The sequence below is a fragment of the Phaeobacter inhibens DSM 16374 genome (genome assembly GCF_000473105.1).
Classification (GTDB): Bacteria; Pseudomonadota; Alphaproteobacteria; order Rhodobacterales; family Rhodobacteraceae; genus Phaeobacter; species Phaeobacter inhibens.
In genome coordinates this window covers 31,134-49,496 of record NZ_AXBB01000004.1, presented here as the reverse complement: position 1 = coordinate 49,496, position 18,363 = coordinate 31,134, and the positions used below count along the sequence as shown (strand labels likewise).

Sequence of the window (18,363 nt, the reverse complement as noted above, 5' to 3'; positions counted from 1 at the left end):
GATGGGGTTTGATCTTCAGGATCTGCGCCGCAGGATCGGTGCCCATGGGCCGGTGGTGCGGGTGGTGATTGCCGCCATCCGCGGCTCTTCTCCGCGTGAGGTGGGCGCCGCCATGCTGGTCTGGGACGACGGCCAGTCCGGCACCATCGGCGGGGGCGCGCTGGAGCATGAGGCGGCTGAGGCAGCACGCGCCCAGCTGGCGACGGGACGGATGCGACAGCAGACCATCCGCGCGCTCGGCCCCGATCTGGGGCAATGCTGTGGCGGCTCTGTCACGCTTTGGAGCGAGATTTACCGCGCTGAAGACCTCGACAGCCTCGACGATGAGGTGATCCTGCGGGCGCTCCGGACAGACACAGACGAGCCGCCGCTTGCCCTGCGCCGCAAACTGGCCCTGGCCCGCAGTCAGGGGCAGCGCCCGGACCCGCAGCTGGCCGACGGCTGGCTGCTGGAACCGGTCCATCACCCCGAAACTCCGCTGTGGATCTGGGGGGCGGGCCATGTGGGCCGCGCCTTGGTCGATGTGCTGTCGCCGATGCCGGATCTGGATATCACCTGGGTCGATACAGGGCCTGAACGCTTTCCCTCTGACATCCCCGCAACAGTCACCGCCGTCCCGGTCGCGGAGCCTGCGGCATTGGTGCCCCATGCCCCTGAAAATGCACAGCATTTGGTGCTTACCTATTCCCATGCGCTGGATCTGGCGCTATGCCACGCCTTGTTGCTGCGCGGCTTTGCCTTTGCCGGGGTGATCGGATCTGCCACCAAATGGGCGCGGTTCCGGTCGCGACTGGCGGATCTTGGCCACCGGCCCGAGCAGATCGCCCGGCTGACCTGCCCCATCGGCGATCCCGCTCTTGGCAAGCATCCGCAGATGATTGCGGTGGGGGTTGCGGCAGAGCTTTTGCGCCTGGGCGCCACAGACGAGTTGAAGAAGGACAGACGCGCGTGACCCAACCTCTCCTGAGCCTGCAAGGTTTGACAAAGGCCTATCCCGGTGTTGTTGCCAACGATACGGTCTCCTTTGATATCGGCGCGGGAGAGGTTCACGCCCTGCTCGGCGAGAACGGCGCTGGGAAATCGACGCTGGTCAAAATGATCTATGGCCTCGTGAAGCCTGATAGCGGCAAGATGCTACTGCGCGGGGAACCCTATACCCCCGGCGAGCCGCGCCAGGCCCGCGCTGATGGTATTGCCATGGTATTTCAGCATTTTTCGCTGTTTGACGCGCTGAACGTGGCCGAAAACATCGCTCTTGGTATGGAAACCCCACCTGCGCTGCGCGATCTGGCGACGCAGATCCGCAAAGTGTCCGAGACCTACGGCCTGCCGCTGGATCCCTACCGCACGGTGGGCGACCTCTCTGCCGGCGAACGGCAACGGGTCGAAATTATCCGCTGCCTGCTGCAGGATCCCAAGCTGTTGATCATGGACGAGCCGACCTCTGTTCTGACCCCGCAGGAGGTGGAGATCTTGTTTGAAACCCTGCAAAAGCTGCGCGCTGAGGGCACGTCGATCCTGTATATTTCGCACAAGCTGGAAGAGATCCGCACGCTCTGTGATCATGCAACCATTCTGCGGCTGGGCAAGAATGTCGGTGAATGTGTGCCCTCTGAGACCTCGGCCCGCGATATGGCAGAGCTGATGGTGGGCACAGCGCTGCAAACCCCGGAACGCTCCGGCCGCGCGCTTGGCGAGGTGGCGCTGGATATCACAGGTCTGTCGGTGTCGGCACCGTCGGCCTTTGGCACCACGCTGAAAAATGTGCATCTGACCGTGCGCAAAGGCGAGATCCTGGGCGTCGGTGGTGTGGCCGGGAACGGTCAGGATGAATTGCTGGCGGTGCTGTCGGGTGAAACCACAACTGCGGCAGATGCTGTCACCCTGCATGGGGCACCGGTTGGCAATCTGGGCCCCGTGGCGCGCCGCCGACTGGGTATTCTGGCCGCCCCGGAGGAGCGTCTGGGTCATGCGGCCGCACCGGATATGAGCCTGACGGAAAATGCCATGCTGACCGCCGCCACCCGCGAAGGCCTGTCCAATCGCGGGTTCCTGAAATGGGGGGCGGCAGCTGAGTTTGCCAAACGGGTGATCACGGAGTTTGACGTGCGCACACCGGGCCCCGAGAATGCAGCCCGGTCGCTGTCAGGCGGTAACCTGCAGAAATTTGTCATTGGCCGCGAGGTCCTGCAGCGCCCTGACGTATTGGTGGTGAACCAACCGACCTGGGGCGTCGACGCCGCCGCAGCTGCCTCGATCCGCCAGTCCCTGCTGGATCTGGCAGCGGGCGGCACCGCCATCATTTGCATCAGCCAGGATCTGGACGAGCTGATGGAGATCGCCGACAGCTTTGCCGCCCTGAATGAGGGCCGGTTGAGCGCGCCGCGCCCCACTGCGGGTCTCAGTGTCGATGAGATCGGCCTGATGATGGGCGGCGCCCATGGGATGGAAGTGGCGCATGTGTGACGCTTTGACCTCCCGCCGAAGCGGTCTGCTGCTCGGGGCGGATGCCTCCGGCGGGAGTATTTTTGGAAAGATGACAGGCACGCGGGCACAGATCTGCGACCGGGGGGGACAATAGGAATGATCCGGCTAGAAAAGAGACCACAGCCATCGCGCGTCTGGTCGATGGCAACGCCTCTGGTGGCGGTGCTGGCCACCATGATTGCAGGCGGGCTGCTGTTCGCGGCCCTCGGCAAAGATCCGGTGGCGGCAATCCGCACCATCTTCTGGGACCCGTTGTTTGGCGAATTTGCCTTTTACTATCGCCCGCAGCTGCTGGTGAAGGGCGCGCCTCTCGTGCTGATCGCCATCGGCCTGTCCTTGGGCTTTCGCGCGGGCATCTGGAACATCGGCGCCGAGGGCCAATACATCATGGGCGCCATCTGTGGCGCCGGCGCAGGCCTTGCCTTCTACCCTTCGGACTCGGTCCTGATCTTTCCGCTGATGGTGGTGGCAGGCGCGCTGGGGGGCTGGGCCTGGGCGATGATCCCCGCAGTGCTGAAGACCCGCTTTGGCACCAATGAAATCCTGGTCTCGCTGATGCTGGTCTACGTGGCCGAACAGTTTCTCGCCTCGGTTTCGCTGGGATTGCTGAAAAACCCCGAAGGCTTCGGGTTTCCCGGCTCGCGCAACCTGCAATCCTGGGACAGCGCCCATAATGCCGAGCTGATCACAGGCACCGGCATGCACTGGGGCGTTGTGGCGGCGCTGATTGCGGTGATCTTTGCCTATGTGCTGCTCAATCGGCATATGCTGGGCTATCACATCCGCCTGACCGGTGAGGCCCCGCGCGCGGCCCGTTTTGCAGGCGTGAACCCCACCCGTCTGGTGCTGTTCTGCCTTGGCACCTCCGGCGCGCTGGCAGGCCTTGCAGGCCTGTTTGAGGTCTCTGGCCCCTCCGGTCAGATCTCCATCGATTTCAACGTGGGCTACGGGTTTACCGCCATTATCGTCGCCTTTCTGGGCCGGTTGCATCCGGTGGGTATTCTGCTGGCCGGCGGGTTGATGGCGCTGACATATATCGGCGGCGATATCGCGCAGTCCAACATGGGACTGCCCTCCGCCGCGATCCAGGTGTTTCAGGGGATGCTGCTGTTCTTCCTGCTGGCGTTCGACCTGCTCACCAATTTCCGCCTCACCCTGCGCAAGCGGGAGGTGGCGTGATGCCAAGGCCTGCATTCTGGTGGACCCTCGCGGTATTGGGCACCGTCCTACCCTGGCTGTTCTTTGCGTCATTCTTTGCCCAGAACGGCCTGTCGCCGGTTTTGTTCATCATCGCGCTGTTTGAGAATGGGGCTGCTGCGGGGTTTTCGACGGATATCCTGCTGTCGATTCCGATGTTCTGGATCTGGTCTTTCTTTGACGCCAAACGCGAAGGCGTCGACCTGTGGTGGCTGACCCTGCCTGCGGCCTTCACGGTTGGCCTCTCCCTTGCACTGCCGCTCTATTTTGCCCTGCGTGAAACGAGGAACGCCTGATATGGATCTTTCTGCAATCAACCCGGTCCTGCTCATCGCCTCGCTGATGGTGGCGGCCACACCCATCCTGATCGCTGCCATTGGCGAATTGGTGGTGGAAAAATCAGGCGTTCTGAACCTTGGCGTCGAAGGCATGATGATCACCGGCGCCATCGCCGGTTTCGCCACCGCGGTTGAGACCGGCTCCCCCCTGCTGGGCTTCTTTGCTGCCGCCTTTGCCGGGGCAGCGCTGTCGGTGCTGTTCGGCTTCCTGACCCAGTTTGCAAAGGCCAATCAGGTCGCCTCAGGTCTGGCGCTGACACTGTTTGGTCTGGGGCTGTCGGCGCTGATGGGGCAATCCTATGTCGGGGTGAAGCCGCCGCAAATGGGCGACATCCATATCCCCGTCTTGAGCGATCTGCCGGTGGTGGGTCCGATCCTCTTTGGCCATGATATCATTCTCTATTTCGGTATCGCGCTCACCGCCGCTGTCTGGGCGCTGCTGAAGTTTTCCCGTGCCGGGCTGATCCTGCGGGCGGTGGGTGAAAACCACGACGCCGCCCATGCGCTGGGGTACAAGGTGATCCGCATCCGCCTGATGGCGATCCTGTTCGGCGGTGCCTGTGCGGGCGTTGGCGGCGCCTACATCAGCCTTATCCGGGTGCCGCAATGGACCGAGGGCATGACCGCCGGTGTCGGCTGGATTGCGCTGGCGCTGGTGGTCTTTGCCAGCTGGAAGCCGTGGCGCGCGCTGCTGGGTGCCTATCTTTTCGGCGGGGTCACTGTGGTGCAGCTCAATCTGCAGGCCGCAGGCGTTGCCATCCCGGTCGAGTATCTGGCAATGTCGCCCTACGTGATCACCATTGTCGTGCTTGTTATTCTTTCCGCGGACAAGAGCAGCGCACCTGCCGCCCTTGGCCGCAATTTCCACGCCTCCCGCTGATCTGGCGGGCGGCGGAACCTCTGTCCAGGGTCCTCTCCTGGGCACAACAACCAAAACGGGGAGTCCGTAAAGATGAAACTGAATAAACTGCTGACCAGCGCCGCAGTGGCGCTTGGCCTGGCAACCGGCGCCGTGGCCGCAGACGACAAGACCAAAGTGGGATTTGTCTATGTTGGCCCGGTGGGTGATGGTGGCTGGACCTATGAACATGATCAGGGCCGCAAGGCCGTGGTTGCGGAATTCGGCGACAAGGTCGAAACCGTCTACGTCGAAAACGTGGCAGAAGGCCCCGATGCCGAGCGCGTGATGACCCAGATGGCGCTGGAAGGCGCAGATCTGATCTTCACCACCTCCTTTGGCTACATGGATCCGACCATCAACGTCGCCAAGAAATTCCCGAACGTGAAGTTCGAGCACGCCACCGGCTACAAGCGCGCCGACAATGTCTCCACCTACTCGGCCCGTTTCTACGAAGGCCGCGCAGTGCAGGGCCACATCGCGGGCAATCTCACCGAAAGCAATATCGTCGGCTACATCGGCTCCTATCCGATCCCCGAAGTGATCCGCGGCATCAACTCGGCCTATCTTCATGCCAAGAAAGTGAACCCCGATGTGGAGTTCAAAATCGTCTGGGCTTTCACTTGGTTTGACCCGGCGAAGGAAGCCGACGCTGCCAAGGTTCTGATCGAACAGGGCGCCGATGTGATCCTGCAGCACACCGACTCCACCGCGCCGCAAGCCGCCGCGCAGGCCGCTGGCAATGTCTACACCTTTGGCCAGGCCTCGGATATGGCGGAATACGGCCCCAAGCCGCGCGTCTCCTCCATCATCGATGACTGGGCGCCTTACTACATTGCCCGCACCCAGGCCGTGATGGATGGCAGCTGGGCCAGCACCGACACCTGGCACGGTATCGGCGACGGCATGGTGAAAATCGGCGAGATCACCGATGCGGTTCCCGCAGCGGTGAAGGAAGAAGCCCTGGCGCTCAAGGCATCGCTGGCTGATGGCTCCTACCATGCGTTCACCGGTCCGATCAAAAAACAGGACGGCTCCGACTGGCTGGCAGAGGGTGAAACCGCTGATGACGGCACACTTGCGGGTATGAACTTCTTCGTCGAAGGCATTCAGGGCGACATCCCGCAATAAGCGGCGCTGCCTTCTCAACGATGGAATGACACGAAAGGCCCGCCTCATCCGGCGGGCCTTTTTTCACAATGACCTTCAGTGGCATCTGCGAGGGCAAGCCTCGCCGGGTCCCATGACCTTCGCCTGTCACCTTTCCAAAAATACTCAAAATCCCAGGACGCAATTCGGCACTTCAGCCGCGATGGAACACCCGCAGTGCCAGCAGCACCCGTGATCCAGCAGTCACCAGACAGAGCGCGCCAAACACCCAGGCCATCGGCGCAAACCATTGCGGCAGCAGGCACAGGAGAACAAAGAACCCGATGGTCTCCGCCCCCTCCAACAGGCCCCCGGTGAAATAAAGCGTCTTCACCCCGCGCGCATCGCTCTTCATCTTGTGCTTTTCCGCCAGAACCGCGTAGCCCAGAAAACTGGTGCCGTTCACATAGAACGTCATCAACAGGAACGCACCCGCCACCGCATTCTGCGGCGGGTCCGCCAGCACAAAGGCGAGCGGCACCGCGCCGTAGAACAGGAAATCGCAGGTGATATCGAGATAGCCACCAAAATCACTTGGCTCACTGGCGCGCGCCACCGCCCCGTCCAGACCATCGGCCAGCCGTGACAGCAACAGCGGCAACAGCGCCAGGGCAAACAGGCCGCAGGTGATCATCACGGCCGACAGCAGCCCCAGCGCCAGCCCCAGCAGCGTCACCTGATTGGCGCTGATGCCGGCGCGGGCGATCACCTGCCCCTGCGCGTTCAGCACCGGATCAATCAGCGGGCGGATTTTTGAATCAAACATACTCTCCCCTACCGCGCGCACCGAGGCTTTGCCACTCACGATTATGATAGGCGGGATGCGGGATTTCTCGCAGATATCTTTGCGCCAATATCCGACATTTTGCGCTTTTGGTTGCGGCGAACTCATGCCACGCTGCGGCCCATGAACACCGATTTGATCAGCCTCGACGGCACCCCCGCCAGCGCCCTTGCCTTTGGCACCATGCAGTTTGGCGGCCGCGCCAATGCCGCGCAATCGGCTGCGATGTATGACGCCTGCCGCACCGCAGGGATCACCCATTTTGATACCGCATGGGTTTATACCGATGGGGCCAGCGAGGAGATCCTCGGCCAGCTGATCCGGGATGAGCGCGACAGCCTGCTGATCGCCACCAAGGTTGCTTATACCGGCGGTGCGGGCCCTGAGAATATCCGCCGCCAGCTCGACCAGTCGCGCACGCGACTGGGGCAGGATATGGTCGATATCCTTTACCTGCACCGCTACGATGCGGAGACGGACCTGCGCGATACGCTTGCCTGTCTGGCCGAGCTGCGTGCGGCGGGACAGTTTCGCTATCTGGGCCTGTCGAACTTTGCCGCCTGGCAGGTGATGAAGGCGATCCAGATCGGACAGGAATTTGATCTGCGCCCGGCGATCCTGCAGCCGATGTATTCGCTCATCAAACGTCAGGCCGAGGTCGAGATCCTGCCGATGTGCGCCGATCAGGACATCGCCGTTGCCCCCTATTCGCCACTTGGCGGCGGAATGCTGACCGGGAAATATGCCGCCGATCCGACCGATGGTGGCAGCCGGGGCCGGCTGGATGAAGACCCCCGCTACCGCGAACGCTATGGCCAGCGCTGGATGCTGGACAGCGCCAGCGCCCTGTCCGGGCTTGCTGCCGAGCTTGGGGTGGCACCTGCCAGCCTCGCTGTGGCCTGGGCGGCGGGCTATGGCCAGCAGGTCACGCCGATTATTTCTGCCCGCACGCTTGCGCAACTGCGCCCATCGCTGGCGGCGCTGGATATCGAAATGACGCCCGCGCTCTATGATCGCATCTCTGCGCTGTCGCCGCGTCCGGCGCCAGCCACCGACCGACTGGAGGAACAGGCATGAGCGATCCGATCCCCGATGTGCTGATCATTGGCGGCGGGCTTGCGGGCCTTAGCACGGCTGCGGCCCTCGCCCCCCGGCGCAGCACGCTCGTTCTGGAGAGCGAAAGCGCACTTGGTTATCATTCCTCCGGTCGCTCTGCGGCAATGTTTGAGGCGCATTACGGCCCCGCCCCGGTGCAGGTGCTGACACAGGCCAGCGAAACCCATCATCGCGACAACGGCTATCTCAGCCCGCGTGGCATGATGCTGGTGGCGGGCCCTGATCAGGCTGAGGCCTTTGCCGCTGACTGCGCCACCCTGTCACTGACAGAGATTACCGTGGAACAGGCGCTGGAGATGGTGCCGGTTCTGAACCCCGCCACCCTGGGCTTTGCCGCCTATCACGACACCGCCGAAGATCTGGATGCCGACCGGCTGTTGCAGGATTTCGCCAAGGTCACACGCAGCCACGGTGGCAGGATCCGCACCGATGCGCAGGTGATCGCCATCCGCCACGGCGCCGCGGATGACCTTTGGGAGGTTGATGTCGCCACGGGCACGGGGACTGGCAGGACCACCGAAACCCTGCGCAGCCGCCATATCGTCAATGCCGCTGGCGCCTGGGCCGATGAGATCGCCGCATTGGCGGGCCTCCCCCCGATCGGCCTGCAGCCCAAACGCCGCTCCATGGCGCGGCTGCCCGCGCCCGGTGGCCACGAGGTCACCACCTGGCCAATGATCATGGGCGTGGGGGAATGCTGGTACGCAAAACCGGACGCGGGCAAGCTCCTCGTCTCTCCCGCCGATGCCGATCCGGTCGCGCCGCATGATGCCTATGCCGACGATATGGTGCTGGCCGAAGGGCTGGCCCGCTATGAGGACATGGTGACAACGCCCGTGACCCGCGTTGAGCACAACTGGGCGGGTCTGCGCAGCTTTGTCGCTGACGGTGTGCCCGTTCTTGGTCCCGATCCGGATCAGCCCAGCTTTGTCTGGTGTGCGGGACAGGGTGGCTACGGTGTGCAGTCCAGCCCCGCTGCCGGGCGGGTGATTGCCGATCTGATCACCGGTAAGACCCCGGAAATCGACGCAGCCACGCTGGCCGCTCTCAGCCCCGGACGGTTGCGCTGATGGCTGTTCGCACTGTCCCCGGAGAGGCCTCGGTCGCGTTGCCTGAGGCAGGCGAGAAGCTGTTTGCCCCCTCAGCCGCGCGCAATCTGGAGCCGATCGCAGATCTACTGGCCCAGATTGCCCCGCAACCCGACGGTGCGGGTGGCCCCCGCCCCCGCGCGCTGGAAATTGCCAGCGGCACCGGCCAGCATATTGTCGGCTTCGCCCGTCGCTGCCCTCAACTGGAGTGGCACCCCACTGACGTGGACCCGGCGCGATTGGCCAGCATCAACGCCTACAGCGCCGACAGCGGTTGTAATAATATCGCCCCGGCCCGCCAGCTGGATGCCACCGAAGGGCCCTGGCCCAAGGATCTGGCCGCGTTTGATCTGGTCATCCTGTGCAACCTGCTGCATCTGATCAGCACGCCGGAAGCCAAAGCGCTGATCCGGGGAGCTGCCGATCATCTGGCACCGGGCGGTCGTTTCGTAATCTACGGGCCGTTCATGCGCGCAGGTGAGTTGATCAGCGACGGCGACCGCGCCTTTCATGCCAAACTGAGCAGCCATGACCCGGAGGTGGGTTACAAGGATGATTTCGAGGTGATGGACTGGCTACAGGCCAGCGGTCTGGAGATGGCGGAGGTCATCGAGATGCCCGCCAACAATCTGGCGCTGGTGGCCAGACGTCAATCCGGGTGAGAGCTGGCGCATAAGTAACCGCATCGGCCCTGCGCCAAGTCAGGCACCGGTCAGATATTCAGCTGCATCGTCGACTTGGTGCGGTCCATAGTGACAAAGGTGCGGAACTTACGAATGTTGTCATTCGGAAAAAACAGCCGTTGCGTCAACGCTTCATACTCCGACATGTCTCCAACGATCACCACCAGGACGAAATCCACTTCGCCGGTGACATAGTAGCATTGCTGGATTTCCGGAGCGTCTTGGAAGCTGCGCTTGATATCGTCGATCCGGCCCGCTGTCTCGGCCCTCAGTTCGACCTCCACCAGAATGGTCAACGGCAGGCCGACCGTTTTCGGCTCGATCTGGGCAGCCTGGGTCGAAATCACCCCATCCGCCTCCATGCGCCGGATACGCCGCTGGACCGATGCGGTCGACAGATTGACGATCTCGCCGATCTGACGCTGTGGCTTGGTGCAGTCCTGTTGCAGGATCCGCAAGATCGCCAGGTCATAGGAATCCAGCCCCTGTGATAAATTTTCTTTTCCCATGCCATATCTGTGCGCAATTTTTGCACAGCGGTCCATCATTTCGAAGCCAAAACCCATGGTAAGCGACATATTTTTGCACGGCCACAAAATAGGATCGTGCTATGCTAGACATATTCAGAACCACCAAACCAGATGTCTTTACCACCCGGCCAAGGTTGGGGCCGAAGGTCCGGTACGCTCTGCCTCGTCGCGGGTTTGACGAGGCTGCCCGAGAAATCAGCACCTGGGACGGCTACCAGCCGACCCCGATGCCAAATTTGACCAGCCTTGCGGACAGGCTGGGCATTCAGGCGATCCACTACAAAAACGAAGGACCGAGGTTCGGTCTGGGTAGCTTCAAAGCTTTGGGTGGGGCCTATGCTGTTCTGCGCGTGCTTCAGCGCGAGCTGTCAGAGACCACGGGCCGGGCCATCACCATCGAAGACCTGCACAGCGGCAGTTTCGCAGATCAGATTTCGGAGATCACCGTGATTTCGGCAACCGATGGCAATCACGGCCGGTCGGTGGCCTGGGGCGCGCAGCGGTTTGGGGCGGCGTGCCGAATTTACATCCATGCCGAAGTGAGCCCCTTTCGCGCCGAAGCGATGCAGGCGCTGGGAGCCGAGGTTATTCGCGTCGATGGCGACTATGATGCAACGGTTGCGCAGACCCGTATTGATGCCGAGAAACACGGCTGGAAAATTGTGTCGGACACCTCTTGGCCCAGTTATAGGCAGCCACCGCTGGATGTCATGGCCGGCTACGGTGTGATGGCGCGGGAAATCGTGAGAGACCTGCCTGAACCGCCAACCCATGTGTTCCTTCAGGGCGGCGTTGGCGGGCTGGCTGCATCGGTGATTGCAGTTTTCCATCAGGAATGGGGTAATGCCGCTCCACGCAGCATCATTGTCGAGCCGGAACTGGCGCCCTGTCTGTTTGCCAGCGGCAAGGCCGATGCGGCGACCGCTGTTGCGATCACCTCGGAAACGCTGATGGCAGGATTGTCCTGCGGCGAGCCTTCGCAGATTGCCTGGGATGTTCTGGGCGAGGCCGTCCATAGTTTCATGACCATTCCCGAAAGCCTGGTCGCCCCAGCCGTCCGATTGCTCGCAGGCGGAGAATGCGGCGATCCTGGCATCAACGCCGGCGAAAGCGCGGTTGCCGGCCTTATCGGGTTGATGTGCGCTGCGCTGGATCAAGACCTGCGCGATGAGCTGAAGCTGGATGCTGCCTCACGTGTTGTGATCATAGGCTCCGAAGGGGTCACCGATCCAACTGTGGTCAAGGCCATCATGGAGAGGCGTATCTGACGAGGTTTGTCAGCCCTGTCAGGATCGCGCTGTTGGGTCCGCTAGACGCGAAGAAAGCCCCGGCACTATGGCCGGGGCTTTCTTCATTTCTGATCCGGTGGGTTTTCTGGAAAACCCACGCTCCGTCAGACCTTAGCCGTTTTGACGGATGGTTTCGTTTTTCGGGTCATAGGGGCTGTCGCAGGTGACGACCGCCTCCCAGAGCTTGTCCTGCATCTTGACCTTCAGCTTGGTACCTTCCACCGCGACGTCGGGCTGCACATAGCCCATGCCGATGGATTTCTCGAAGGCTACCGAATAGCCACCGGAGGTCAGGCGGCCAACGCGGGTGACGCCGTCCTCAGCATAGAGCGCCTCATGGCCCCAAGGATCGGAATCTTCCGGCCCGTCGATCAGCAGGGTGCAGCATTTCACGCGCACGCCGGTCTCAACCAGCTTGTCTTTGCCGTGGAAGTCTTTCTCCAGATCAACAAAGCGCGGCAGGTCGGCCTCAAGCGGGGTCGCGTCGCGGCCCAGCTCGTTGCCGAAGGCGCGGTAGGATTTCTCCTGACGAAGCCAGTTCTGGGCGCGCGCACCGACCAGCTTCATGCCGTGCTTCTCGCCCGCTTTCTCCAGCAGGTCGAACAGGTAGTTCTGCATCTCGATCGGGTGATGCAGCTCCCAGCCCAGCTCGCCTGTATAGGCCACGCGGATCGCATTGACCGGGCACATGCCCAGTTCGATCTGACGGGCCGACAGCCAGGGGAACCGCTTGTTGGACAGCGCGGTTTCGGGGTCGGCGTCCACGATCACCTCTTTCAGCACATCGCGGGATTTCGGGCCTGCGATGGCAAAGACGCCCCATTGGGTGGTCACATCCTGGATCTCGATGTAGCCGAATTCTTCCATCTTGTCCTCGGCGGCCTTGCGCAGGAAGTCGGCGTCATACTCGGACCATGCACCGGCGGAGACGAGATAGTAGTTGTTCTCGCCATTGCGGACGATGGTGTATTCGGTGCGGGTGGTGCCAAATGCGGTCAGCGCATAGGTCAGGTTGATGCGGCCAACCTTCGGCAGCTTGTTGCAGGTGAACCAGTCGAGGAACTGGGTCGCACCGGGGCCCTTGACGACATGTTTGGTGAAGGCGGTGGCATCCACCAGACCAACACCTTCGCGGATGGCCTTGGCCTCATCCACGGCATGCTGCCACCAGCCGCCGCGGCGGAAGGAGCGAGCGTCGTGGTCAAAGTTGTCGGGGGCATCGACAGGGCCGAAATAGTTCGGGCGTTCCCAGCCGTTGACCCAGCCAAACTGTGCGCCGCGGGCCTTCTGGCGGTCAAACGCGGGTGCTGTACGCAGCGGGCGGGCTGCCGGGCGCTCTTCGTCCGGGTGGTGCAGAATGTAGACGTGCTCATAGCACTCTTCGTTCTTGCGCGCCGCGAACTCGGTGGTCATCCAGTTGGAGGAGTAGCGTTTCGGGTCGAGCGACGCCATGTCGATCTCGGCTTCGCCATCCACCATCATCTGCGCCAGGTAGTAGCCGGTGCCGCCAGCCGCGGTGATGCCGAAGGAGAAGCCTTCTGCCAGCCACATATTGCGCAGGCCCGGTGCCGGGCCGACCAGCGGGTTGCCGTCGGGGGTGTAGCAGATCGGGCCGTTGAAATCGTCCTTGAGGCCAGATTCGGCGCAGGAGGGCACGCGTTCTGCCATCGCCATATACTGGTCGGCAATCCGGTCCAGATCCAGTGGGAACAGGTCCGCCCGGAAGCTGTCGGGCACGCCATGCTCAAAGCGCGCAGGCGCGCCGTGCTCATAGATGCCAAGGATCCAGCCACCACGCTCCTCGCGGGCATAGGATTCATTGTCGGCGTCGCGGATCACCGGGTGCTCAGGGTTGCCTGCTTCGCGCCATTTGACCAGCTCGGGGTCCTTGTCCATGACAATGAAGGTGTGCTCGACCGGGATCGCCGGCATCTTGATGCCCAGCATCTTGGCGGTGCGCTGCGCGTGGTTGCCGGAGGCGGTGACAACATGTTCGGCGGTGATCACGACTTTCTCGTCGCTCTCGATCAGGTTGCCGCCCTTCTCGATCATCTTGGTGCAGGTGACTTCCCAGTGGGTGCCGTTCCAGTGGAAATCGTCGGCCTGCAGCTTACGGTGGATCTCAACGCCGCGCTGACGGGCCCCCTTGGCCATCGCCTGGGTCACGTCTGCCGGGTTAATATAGCCGTCTTCGGTATGGTAGATCGCGCCCTTCAGATCGCCGGTCTCGATCAGCGGCCAGCGTTCCTTGATCTGATCCGGGGTCAGCCATTCATAGTCCACGTCGCAGGTTTCTGCGGTGGAGGCATAGAGCATGTATTCGTCCATGCGATCCTGAGTCTGGGCCATACGCAGGTTGCCCACCACGGCGAACCCAGCGTTCAGGCCGGTTTCTTCCTCAAGGGTCTTGTAGAAATCGACCGAGTATTTGTGGATATGGGTGGTCGCATAGGACATGTTGAACAGCGGCAGGAGACCCGCCGCGTGCCAGGTCGAACCGGAGGTCAGCTCGTCACGCTCAATCAGCATGACGTCGTCCCAGCCTGCTTTGGCAAGGTGATAGGCGATCGAGGTGCCGACAGCGCCACCGCCGACGACCAATGCTTTGACTTGGGTTTTCATGGGCCCGCTCTCCGGAAAATGATGACTCGTTTGCAGGGAGTTATGCCCCGCCTGCAGATTTTGCGCCAAATCCATCCGACCCAAAACATGACAAAACCGACCTAGCGTCGCCCTGAATGCAGGTTTCTGTCCGCCCTCTGTCGGTTTTCGTGGTCATGGCCCCGATTTACCGCTTGGGTTTGCACAGGCCGCGATGCGCATGGCTTTGGTCCGGTCGGGGCACTGCCCTGCCGGAGTGTCGTTCTCTTATACTCTGCTGCGGCCGTTTGGTCGGTGCTGCAATACGGCCAGAATAACGAACAATAAGAAGTGGCGGCGCCGCCAGATGCGGAGGCGGGACGGGGCCATCTGCCCCGCACGCTGAACGTCGGTTGTGCGTGCCCCTGCCAAGGGCCCTGTTCCAAAGTGCCGGGGATGTCAGTCCCGGCAGTGATCGCGATCAGCTCAGATCATGACAGCTTCAGATTGGGCAAACGTAAGCCCAGCGTGCGGCAGCTTCGCAACGGGCCGCCTTCTGCACCTGCAAGGGCAGCGCCGTGAGTATTTCAGGAAAGGTGACAGAGCGAGGTCCGTCCTGTCACCTTTCTCTAAATACTCAAATTCCGACGTCAGACTGGCGCGCTGTGCTGTCGGCAGGCAGACCTCAAATCTCCAGAATCTTGCCGGGGTTGAGGATATTCTCAGGGTCCAATGCCGCCTTGATCGCAGCCATATAGCGGGTGGTCTCGCCCAGTTCCTGCTGCAGATAGGGGCGTTTGCCCTGACCGATACCATGTTCCCCGGTGCAGGTGCCCTCCATGGAGATCGCCAACTCATTCAGCCAGCCGACATAAACATCTGCGGCTTCCCGTTCCGCGTCGCTGTCCATGTCGATCAGCAACAGCGCGTGGAAATTGCCATCGCCCACATGGCCGACCATCGGCGCAAGAAGGCCCATCTCTTCGGCTTTCGCGCGCGCGGCGCTGACACATTCGGCCAGTTTGGAGATCGGCACGCAGACATCGGTGGAGATCCCCCTGGCGCCGGGGCGCAGCTGCAGGCTGGCCCAATACATATCGTGGCGCGCCTGCCAAAGCTTGCTGCGCTCCTCAGCGGTGGAGGTCGCCGCGATATCAAAACCGCCGAATTCCTCAGCGATCTGGGCGAAGGTATCCGCCTGTTCCACCACGCCCGCCTCTGAGCCGTGGAACTCCAGCAGCAACAGCGGCATTTCCGGCAGGTCGAGGCCGGAATAGGCATTGGCGGCGCGCACGCTCATCTCGTCCAGCAATTCGATCCGGGACACCGGGATGCCGTATTGGATGGTCATCATCACCGCGCGGCAGGCGTCATCCACACTGCGGAAGGCACAGCGCGCTGAGCGGATCGCCTCCGGGATGCCCTGCAGCCGCAGGGTCAGTTCGGTGATCAGACCAAGCGTGCCTTCGCTGCCGACCAGAAGGCGGGTCATGTCATAGCCAGCCGAGGATTTTTTCGCCCGCTGGGCGGTGCGGATCACCCCGCCATCTGCCATCACCGCCTCAAGCGCCAGTACATTGTCCTTCATCGTGCCATAGCGCACCGCATTGGTGCCTGAGGCGCGGGTCGCGGCCATACCGCCGAGCGAGGCATTGGCGCCGGGATCAATCGGGAAGAACAGGCCCTGATCGCGCAGATAGGTGTTGAGCTGCTCGCGGGTCACCCCCGGTTGCACCACCACATCCAGGTCTTCGGCATGGACGGCAAGGATCTTGTCCATCCGCATCATATCCACGCAGATGCCGCCCGCGGGGGCGTTGACATGGCCTTCAAGCGAGGTACCAGTGCCATAGGGGATCACCGGGACGCCGTAGTCGGCGCAGGTCCTGACGATCTCTGCGACCTCATCGGTGGAGGTCGGAAAGACCACCGCATCCGGTGGCTGATTGGTGATCCATGTGGTGGTGTGGCCATGCTGCTCGCGGATCGCCTGCCCGGTCTGCAGCTGCTCACCAAAGCGTTGTTTCAACACGTCAATCACCGCGTTGATACCGGTCTCATTGCGCGGCAATGCTGTGGCCTGCACCATGGTCTTATCCCCCAAATAGGCGTGTGCCGGACGATTGCCCGGCACTTCACCTGTTAACTTACACAGCGGTGCAAAGGTCCAGCAATACCCAGTAGTCGGTAGGGTATCGGACGCCCGGCCGGATGTGGCCGGGCGGCGATGTCACTCGCCAAGTGCGATGCCTTCGCGGCGCGGATCTGCGCCACCTTTCAGCCCGTCACCGATTTCGATCACATGCAGACCAGAGGTCAGGTCGCGGGCATTGACCTCAAACCCCATATCGATGAGCGGCTGAGCCATCTCCTCGGCACGGGTGCCCGCCTCCACATCATAGGTGCCAAAGCGGTTGACTGCGTGGGGCAGCGCCACCGCCTGCTGCACATCCATGCCCCAATCGGCCCAGGCGATGATCGTCTTGGCGACATAGCCGATGATGCGGCTGCCACCGGGGGAGCCTACGGCAAGCACCGGCTCGCCATCCTTCAGCACAATGGTGGGCGCCATGGAGGAGCGGGGGCGTTTGCCCGGCTCCAGCCGGTTGGCAATCGGCACCCCGTCGCGATGAGTGCGGAAGGAGAAATCCGTGAGCTCGTTGTTGAGCAGAAACCCGGCCGCCATCAGCCGCGAGCCAAAACCGTTTTCGATGGTGGTCGTCATCGACAGCACATTGCCATATTGATCGACGACGGAGATATGCGAGGTTGAGGGCAGTTCAATCGACTCGTCATCGGCCAGCAGCAGCGCATGGTCAAATTCCGGCGCGCCTGCGTTCACCTCCGGCAGGGCATCATCGCCGCTGAGCAGTGTGGCGCGCGTTTCGAGGTAGTCCTGCGCCACCAGCCCCTGTGTCGGCATCGGCACGAAATCGCTATCGGCCATGTACCGCCCCCGGTCGGCAAAGGCGAGCCGCGAGGCATCGCCGATCAACCGCCAGGCATCGGGGTTATCTGCGCCCAGTTCCGCCAGATCGTAATTGCCGAGCATGCCGAGGATCTGCCCCACGGTCAGCGCCCCGGACGAAGGTGGCCCCATGCCGCAGGCTTCGAACGCGCGGTAGGTGACGCAGACGGCGGGACGTTCCTTCACCTGATAAAGCGCCAGATCCATCGCTGAGAGAACGCCGGGATTGCCCTCGGCGCCGCGCACCGCGCTGGTGATCGCCTCGGCCACGGGGCCGGAATAGAACCCGCGCGCGCCCTCCGCTGCGAGACGGCGCAGGGTATCGGCATAGGCGGGGTTCTTCAGCATGCTGCCCACCGCCAGCGGCGTGCCACCGGGCAGGAAGTAATCGGCGGTATCCGACCAGCGCGACAGGCGGTCGGCGTCTTTCTCGATCAGACCGGCCAGCCGGGGTGAGACGGCAAAGCCATCTTCGGCCAGATCAATGGCTGCGGTGAACAGGCCGGGCCAGGCGGCGCGACCCCAGCGCCGATGCGCAGCTTCTAGCAAGGCAGGTGTTCCGGGGGTGCCGACAGAGCGGCCACCAACCACGGCATCGTAGAATTTCAACGGCTCACCTGCGTAGTCCTGAAACAGCGTCGGCGTGGCTGCCAGCGGCGCGGTCTCGCGGCCATCCAGTGTGGTCACTTCGCCCGTGGCCGCATCATACCAGACCAGAAATGCCCCGCCGCCAAGGCCTGAGGACTGCGGCTCCACCAGTCCCAGAACGGTCTGCACGGCCACCATGGCATCCGCAGCGGTCCCGCCTGCGCGCAGCACCTCTGCCCCCGCTGCCACCGCATGAGGGTTGGCGGCGGCCACCATCCAGTTGTCAGCCGTGACCGGGGTGCCTTCTTCCTTGGCCCCGATGGCGGCAGCGACCTCAGCGCTGATGGCCGAGAACCCGGCATCTGCGGTTTCGGCGGCACCTTCTGGCGCGACGGCATCTGCCGCTTCCTGCGCCATAAGCGGCAGGGCAGCGCCCAACGTCGTGATCCAAACCCCTGCAATCAGTGTTCGTTTCATCGTCCCTCTCCTCTCGTCTATGGTGATCTTCTGCGCATGCTGGCATTTCACAGAGCAACCCGGCAATGGTGAGATATCGCCACCGGCGCACAGATGCCTGTGCGTCCGCGACGTATTGACATAAGGATAACATTCCGAACAGAAAGGTTAAATTGGAACAACGATCCAATAATCTGACTAAAATCAGGGCA

Annotated in this window: 15 protein-coding genes; 10 read left to right on the top strand and 5 right to left on the bottom strand. The window is 62.5% G+C overall.

Annotation, left to right across the window (positions count from 1 at the left end; all coding sequences use genetic code 11):
• The first annotated feature begins 1 nt into the window (after nt 1).
• The 6 genes from xdhC (at nt 2) to INHI_RS0100195 (ending at nt 6,051) form a co-directional block, all read left to right on the top strand.
• Nucleotides 2–952 carry a xanthine dehydrogenase accessory protein XdhC gene (xdhC, locus tag INHI_RS0100220; protein WP_027246294.1) on the top strand — a complete coding sequence of 317 codons (951 nt, stop codon included), beginning with the start codon at nt 2–4 and terminating at the stop codon, nt 950–952.
• Entirely contained in the window at nt 949–2,466 is a 1,518-nt protein-coding gene (locus INHI_RS0100215; protein ID WP_027246293.1) for an ABC transporter ATP-binding protein, read from the top strand. The genes xdhC and INHI_RS0100215 overlap by 4 nt, the downstream gene beginning before the upstream one ends.
• A 117-nt stretch (nt 2,467–2,583) precedes the next feature.
• Nucleotides 2,584–3,666, top strand: a complete 1,083-nt coding sequence (locus INHI_RS0100210) for an ABC transporter permease (protein WP_027246292.1) — start codon at nt 2,584–2,586, stop codon at nt 3,664–3,666.
• Nucleotides 3,666–3,980: a DUF2834 domain-containing protein gene (locus INHI_RS0100205; protein WP_027246291.1), complete on the top strand. Its 315-nt coding sequence runs from the start codon at nt 3,666–3,668 to the stop codon at nt 3,978–3,980. Before INHI_RS0100210 ends, INHI_RS0100205 begins: the two co-directional genes overlap by 1 nt.
• Before the next feature lies 1 nt (nt 3,981).
• Nucleotides 3,982–4,902 carry an ABC transporter permease gene (locus INHI_RS0100200; RefSeq protein WP_014875712.1) on the top strand — a complete coding sequence of 307 codons (921 nt, stop codon included), beginning with the start codon at nt 3,982–3,984 and terminating at the stop codon, nt 4,900–4,902.
• A 72-nt stretch (nt 4,903–4,974) separates the two neighbouring features.
• On the top strand, nt 4,975–6,051 hold the full coding sequence (locus INHI_RS0100195; RefSeq protein ID WP_027246290.1) for a BMP family ABC transporter substrate-binding protein: 1,077 nt from the start codon (nt 4,975–4,977) through the stop codon (nt 6,049–6,051).
• Between the two features lie 172 nt (nt 6,052–6,223).
• Here the strand turns inward: INHI_RS0100195 and INHI_RS0100190 are convergent, their stop codons facing one another.
• Nucleotides 6,224–6,835: a CDP-alcohol phosphatidyltransferase family protein gene (locus tag INHI_RS0100190; RefSeq protein ID WP_027246289.1), complete on the bottom strand. Its 612-nt coding sequence runs from the start codon at nt 6,833–6,835 to the stop codon at nt 6,224–6,226.
• 141 nt (nt 6,836–6,976) lie between these two features.
• Here INHI_RS0100190 and INHI_RS0100185 point away from each other — a divergent pair, with 141 nt between their 5' ends.
• From INHI_RS0100185 to INHI_RS0100175, 3 genes are read left to right on the top strand one after another with little or no spacing between them, the layout of a single operon-like run.
• Nucleotides 6,977–7,930: an aldo/keto reductase gene (locus INHI_RS0100185; protein ID WP_027246288.1), complete on the top strand. Its 954-nt coding sequence runs from the start codon at nt 6,977–6,979 to the stop codon at nt 7,928–7,930.
• Nucleotides 7,927–9,039: an NAD(P)/FAD-dependent oxidoreductase gene (locus INHI_RS0100180; protein ID WP_036766702.1), complete on the top strand. Its 1,113-nt coding sequence runs from the start codon at nt 7,927–7,929 to the stop codon at nt 9,037–9,039. The genes INHI_RS0100185 and INHI_RS0100180 overlap by 4 nt, the downstream gene beginning before the upstream one ends.
• Nucleotides 9,039–9,719 carry a DUF938 domain-containing protein gene (locus INHI_RS0100175; protein WP_027246286.1) on the top strand — a complete coding sequence of 227 codons (681 nt, stop codon included), beginning with the start codon at nt 9,039–9,041 and terminating at the stop codon, nt 9,717–9,719. The genes INHI_RS0100180 and INHI_RS0100175 overlap by 1 nt, the downstream gene beginning before the upstream one ends.
• 50 nt (nt 9,720–9,769) lie before the next feature.
• Here INHI_RS0100175 and INHI_RS0100170 read toward each other — a convergent pair whose 3' ends face one another.
• Nucleotides 9,770–10,249: an Lrp/AsnC family transcriptional regulator gene (locus INHI_RS0100170; protein ID WP_027246285.1), complete on the bottom strand. Its 480-nt coding sequence runs from the start codon at nt 10,247–10,249 to the stop codon at nt 9,770–9,772.
• Between the two features lie 101 nt (nt 10,250–10,350).
• Here INHI_RS0100170 and INHI_RS20105 point away from each other — a divergent pair, with 101 nt between their 5' ends.
• Nucleotides 10,351–11,538, top strand: coding sequence for a diaminopropionate ammonia-lyase (locus INHI_RS20105; protein WP_051338913.1), 1,188 nt, complete (start codon nt 10,351–10,353; stop codon nt 11,536–11,538).
• A gap of 132 nt (nt 11,539–11,670) precedes the next feature.
• On the opposite strand, the gene INHI_RS0100160 is transcribed toward INHI_RS20105, so the two are convergent.
• From INHI_RS0100160 to ggt, 3 genes are all read right to left on the bottom strand, one after another.
• Entirely contained in the window at nt 11,671–14,181 is a 2,511-nt protein-coding gene (locus INHI_RS0100160) for a GcvT family protein (protein WP_027246284.1), read from the bottom strand.
• A gap of 643 nt (nt 14,182–14,824) precedes the next feature.
• Nucleotides 14,825–16,228: an FAD-binding oxidoreductase gene (locus tag INHI_RS0100155; RefSeq protein ID WP_027246283.1), complete on the bottom strand. Its 1,404-nt coding sequence runs from the start codon at nt 16,226–16,228 to the stop codon at nt 14,825–14,827.
• Nucleotides 16,229–16,369: 141 nt separating this feature from the next.
• Entirely contained in the window at nt 16,370–18,172 is a 1,803-nt protein-coding gene (ggt, locus tag INHI_RS0100150; RefSeq protein ID WP_027246282.1) for a gamma-glutamyltransferase, read from the bottom strand.
• Between the last annotated feature and the right edge of the window lie 191 nt (nt 18,173–18,363).

Bases quoted from the DNA above. Each gene is read 5' to 3' on its own strand.
- xdhC (WP_027246294.1), top strand. From the start codon at position 2: ATGGGGTTTGATCTTCAGGATCTGCGCCGCAGGATCGGTGCCCATGGG.
- INHI_RS0100210 (WP_027246292.1), top strand. From the start codon at position 2,584: ATGATCCGGCTAGAAAAGAGACCACAGCCATCGCGCGTCTGGTCGATG.
- INHI_RS0100205 (WP_027246291.1), top strand. From the start codon at position 3,666: ATGCCAAGGCCTGCATTCTGGTGGACCCTCGCGGTATTGGGCACCGTC.
- INHI_RS0100200 (WP_014875712.1), top strand. From the start codon at position 3,982: ATGGATCTTTCTGCAATCAACCCGGTCCTGCTCATCGCCTCGCTGATG.
- INHI_RS0100195 (WP_027246290.1), top strand. From the start codon at position 4,975: ATGAAACTGAATAAACTGCTGACCAGCGCCGCAGTGGCGCTTGGCCTG.
- INHI_RS0100190 (WP_027246289.1), bottom strand. From the start codon at position 6,835: ATGTTTGATTCAAAAATCCGCCCGCTGATTGATCCGGTGCTGAACGCG.
- INHI_RS0100185 (WP_027246288.1), top strand. From the start codon at position 6,977: ATGAACACCGATTTGATCAGCCTCGACGGCACCCCCGCCAGCGCCCTT.
- INHI_RS0100180 (WP_036766702.1), top strand. From the start codon at position 7,927: ATGAGCGATCCGATCCCCGATGTGCTGATCATTGGCGGCGGGCTTGCG.
- INHI_RS0100175 (WP_027246286.1), top strand. From the start codon at position 9,039: ATGGCTGTTCGCACTGTCCCCGGAGAGGCCTCGGTCGCGTTGCCTGAG.
- INHI_RS0100170 (WP_027246285.1), bottom strand. From the start codon at position 10,249: ATGGGAAAAGAAAATTTATCACAGGGGCTGGATTCCTATGACCTGGCG.
- INHI_RS20105 (WP_051338913.1), top strand. From the start codon at position 10,351: ATGCTAGACATATTCAGAACCACCAAACCAGATGTCTTTACCACCCGG.
- INHI_RS0100160 (WP_027246284.1), bottom strand. From the start codon at position 14,181: ATGAAAACCCAAGTCAAAGCATTGGTCGTCGGCGGTGGCGCTGTCGGC.
- INHI_RS0100155 (WP_027246283.1), bottom strand. From the start codon at position 16,228: ATGGTGCAGGCCACAGCATTGCCGCGCAATGAGACCGGTATCAACGCG.
- ggt (WP_027246282.1), bottom strand. From the start codon at position 18,172: ATGAAACGAACACTGATTGCAGGGGTTTGGATCACGACGTTGGGCGCT.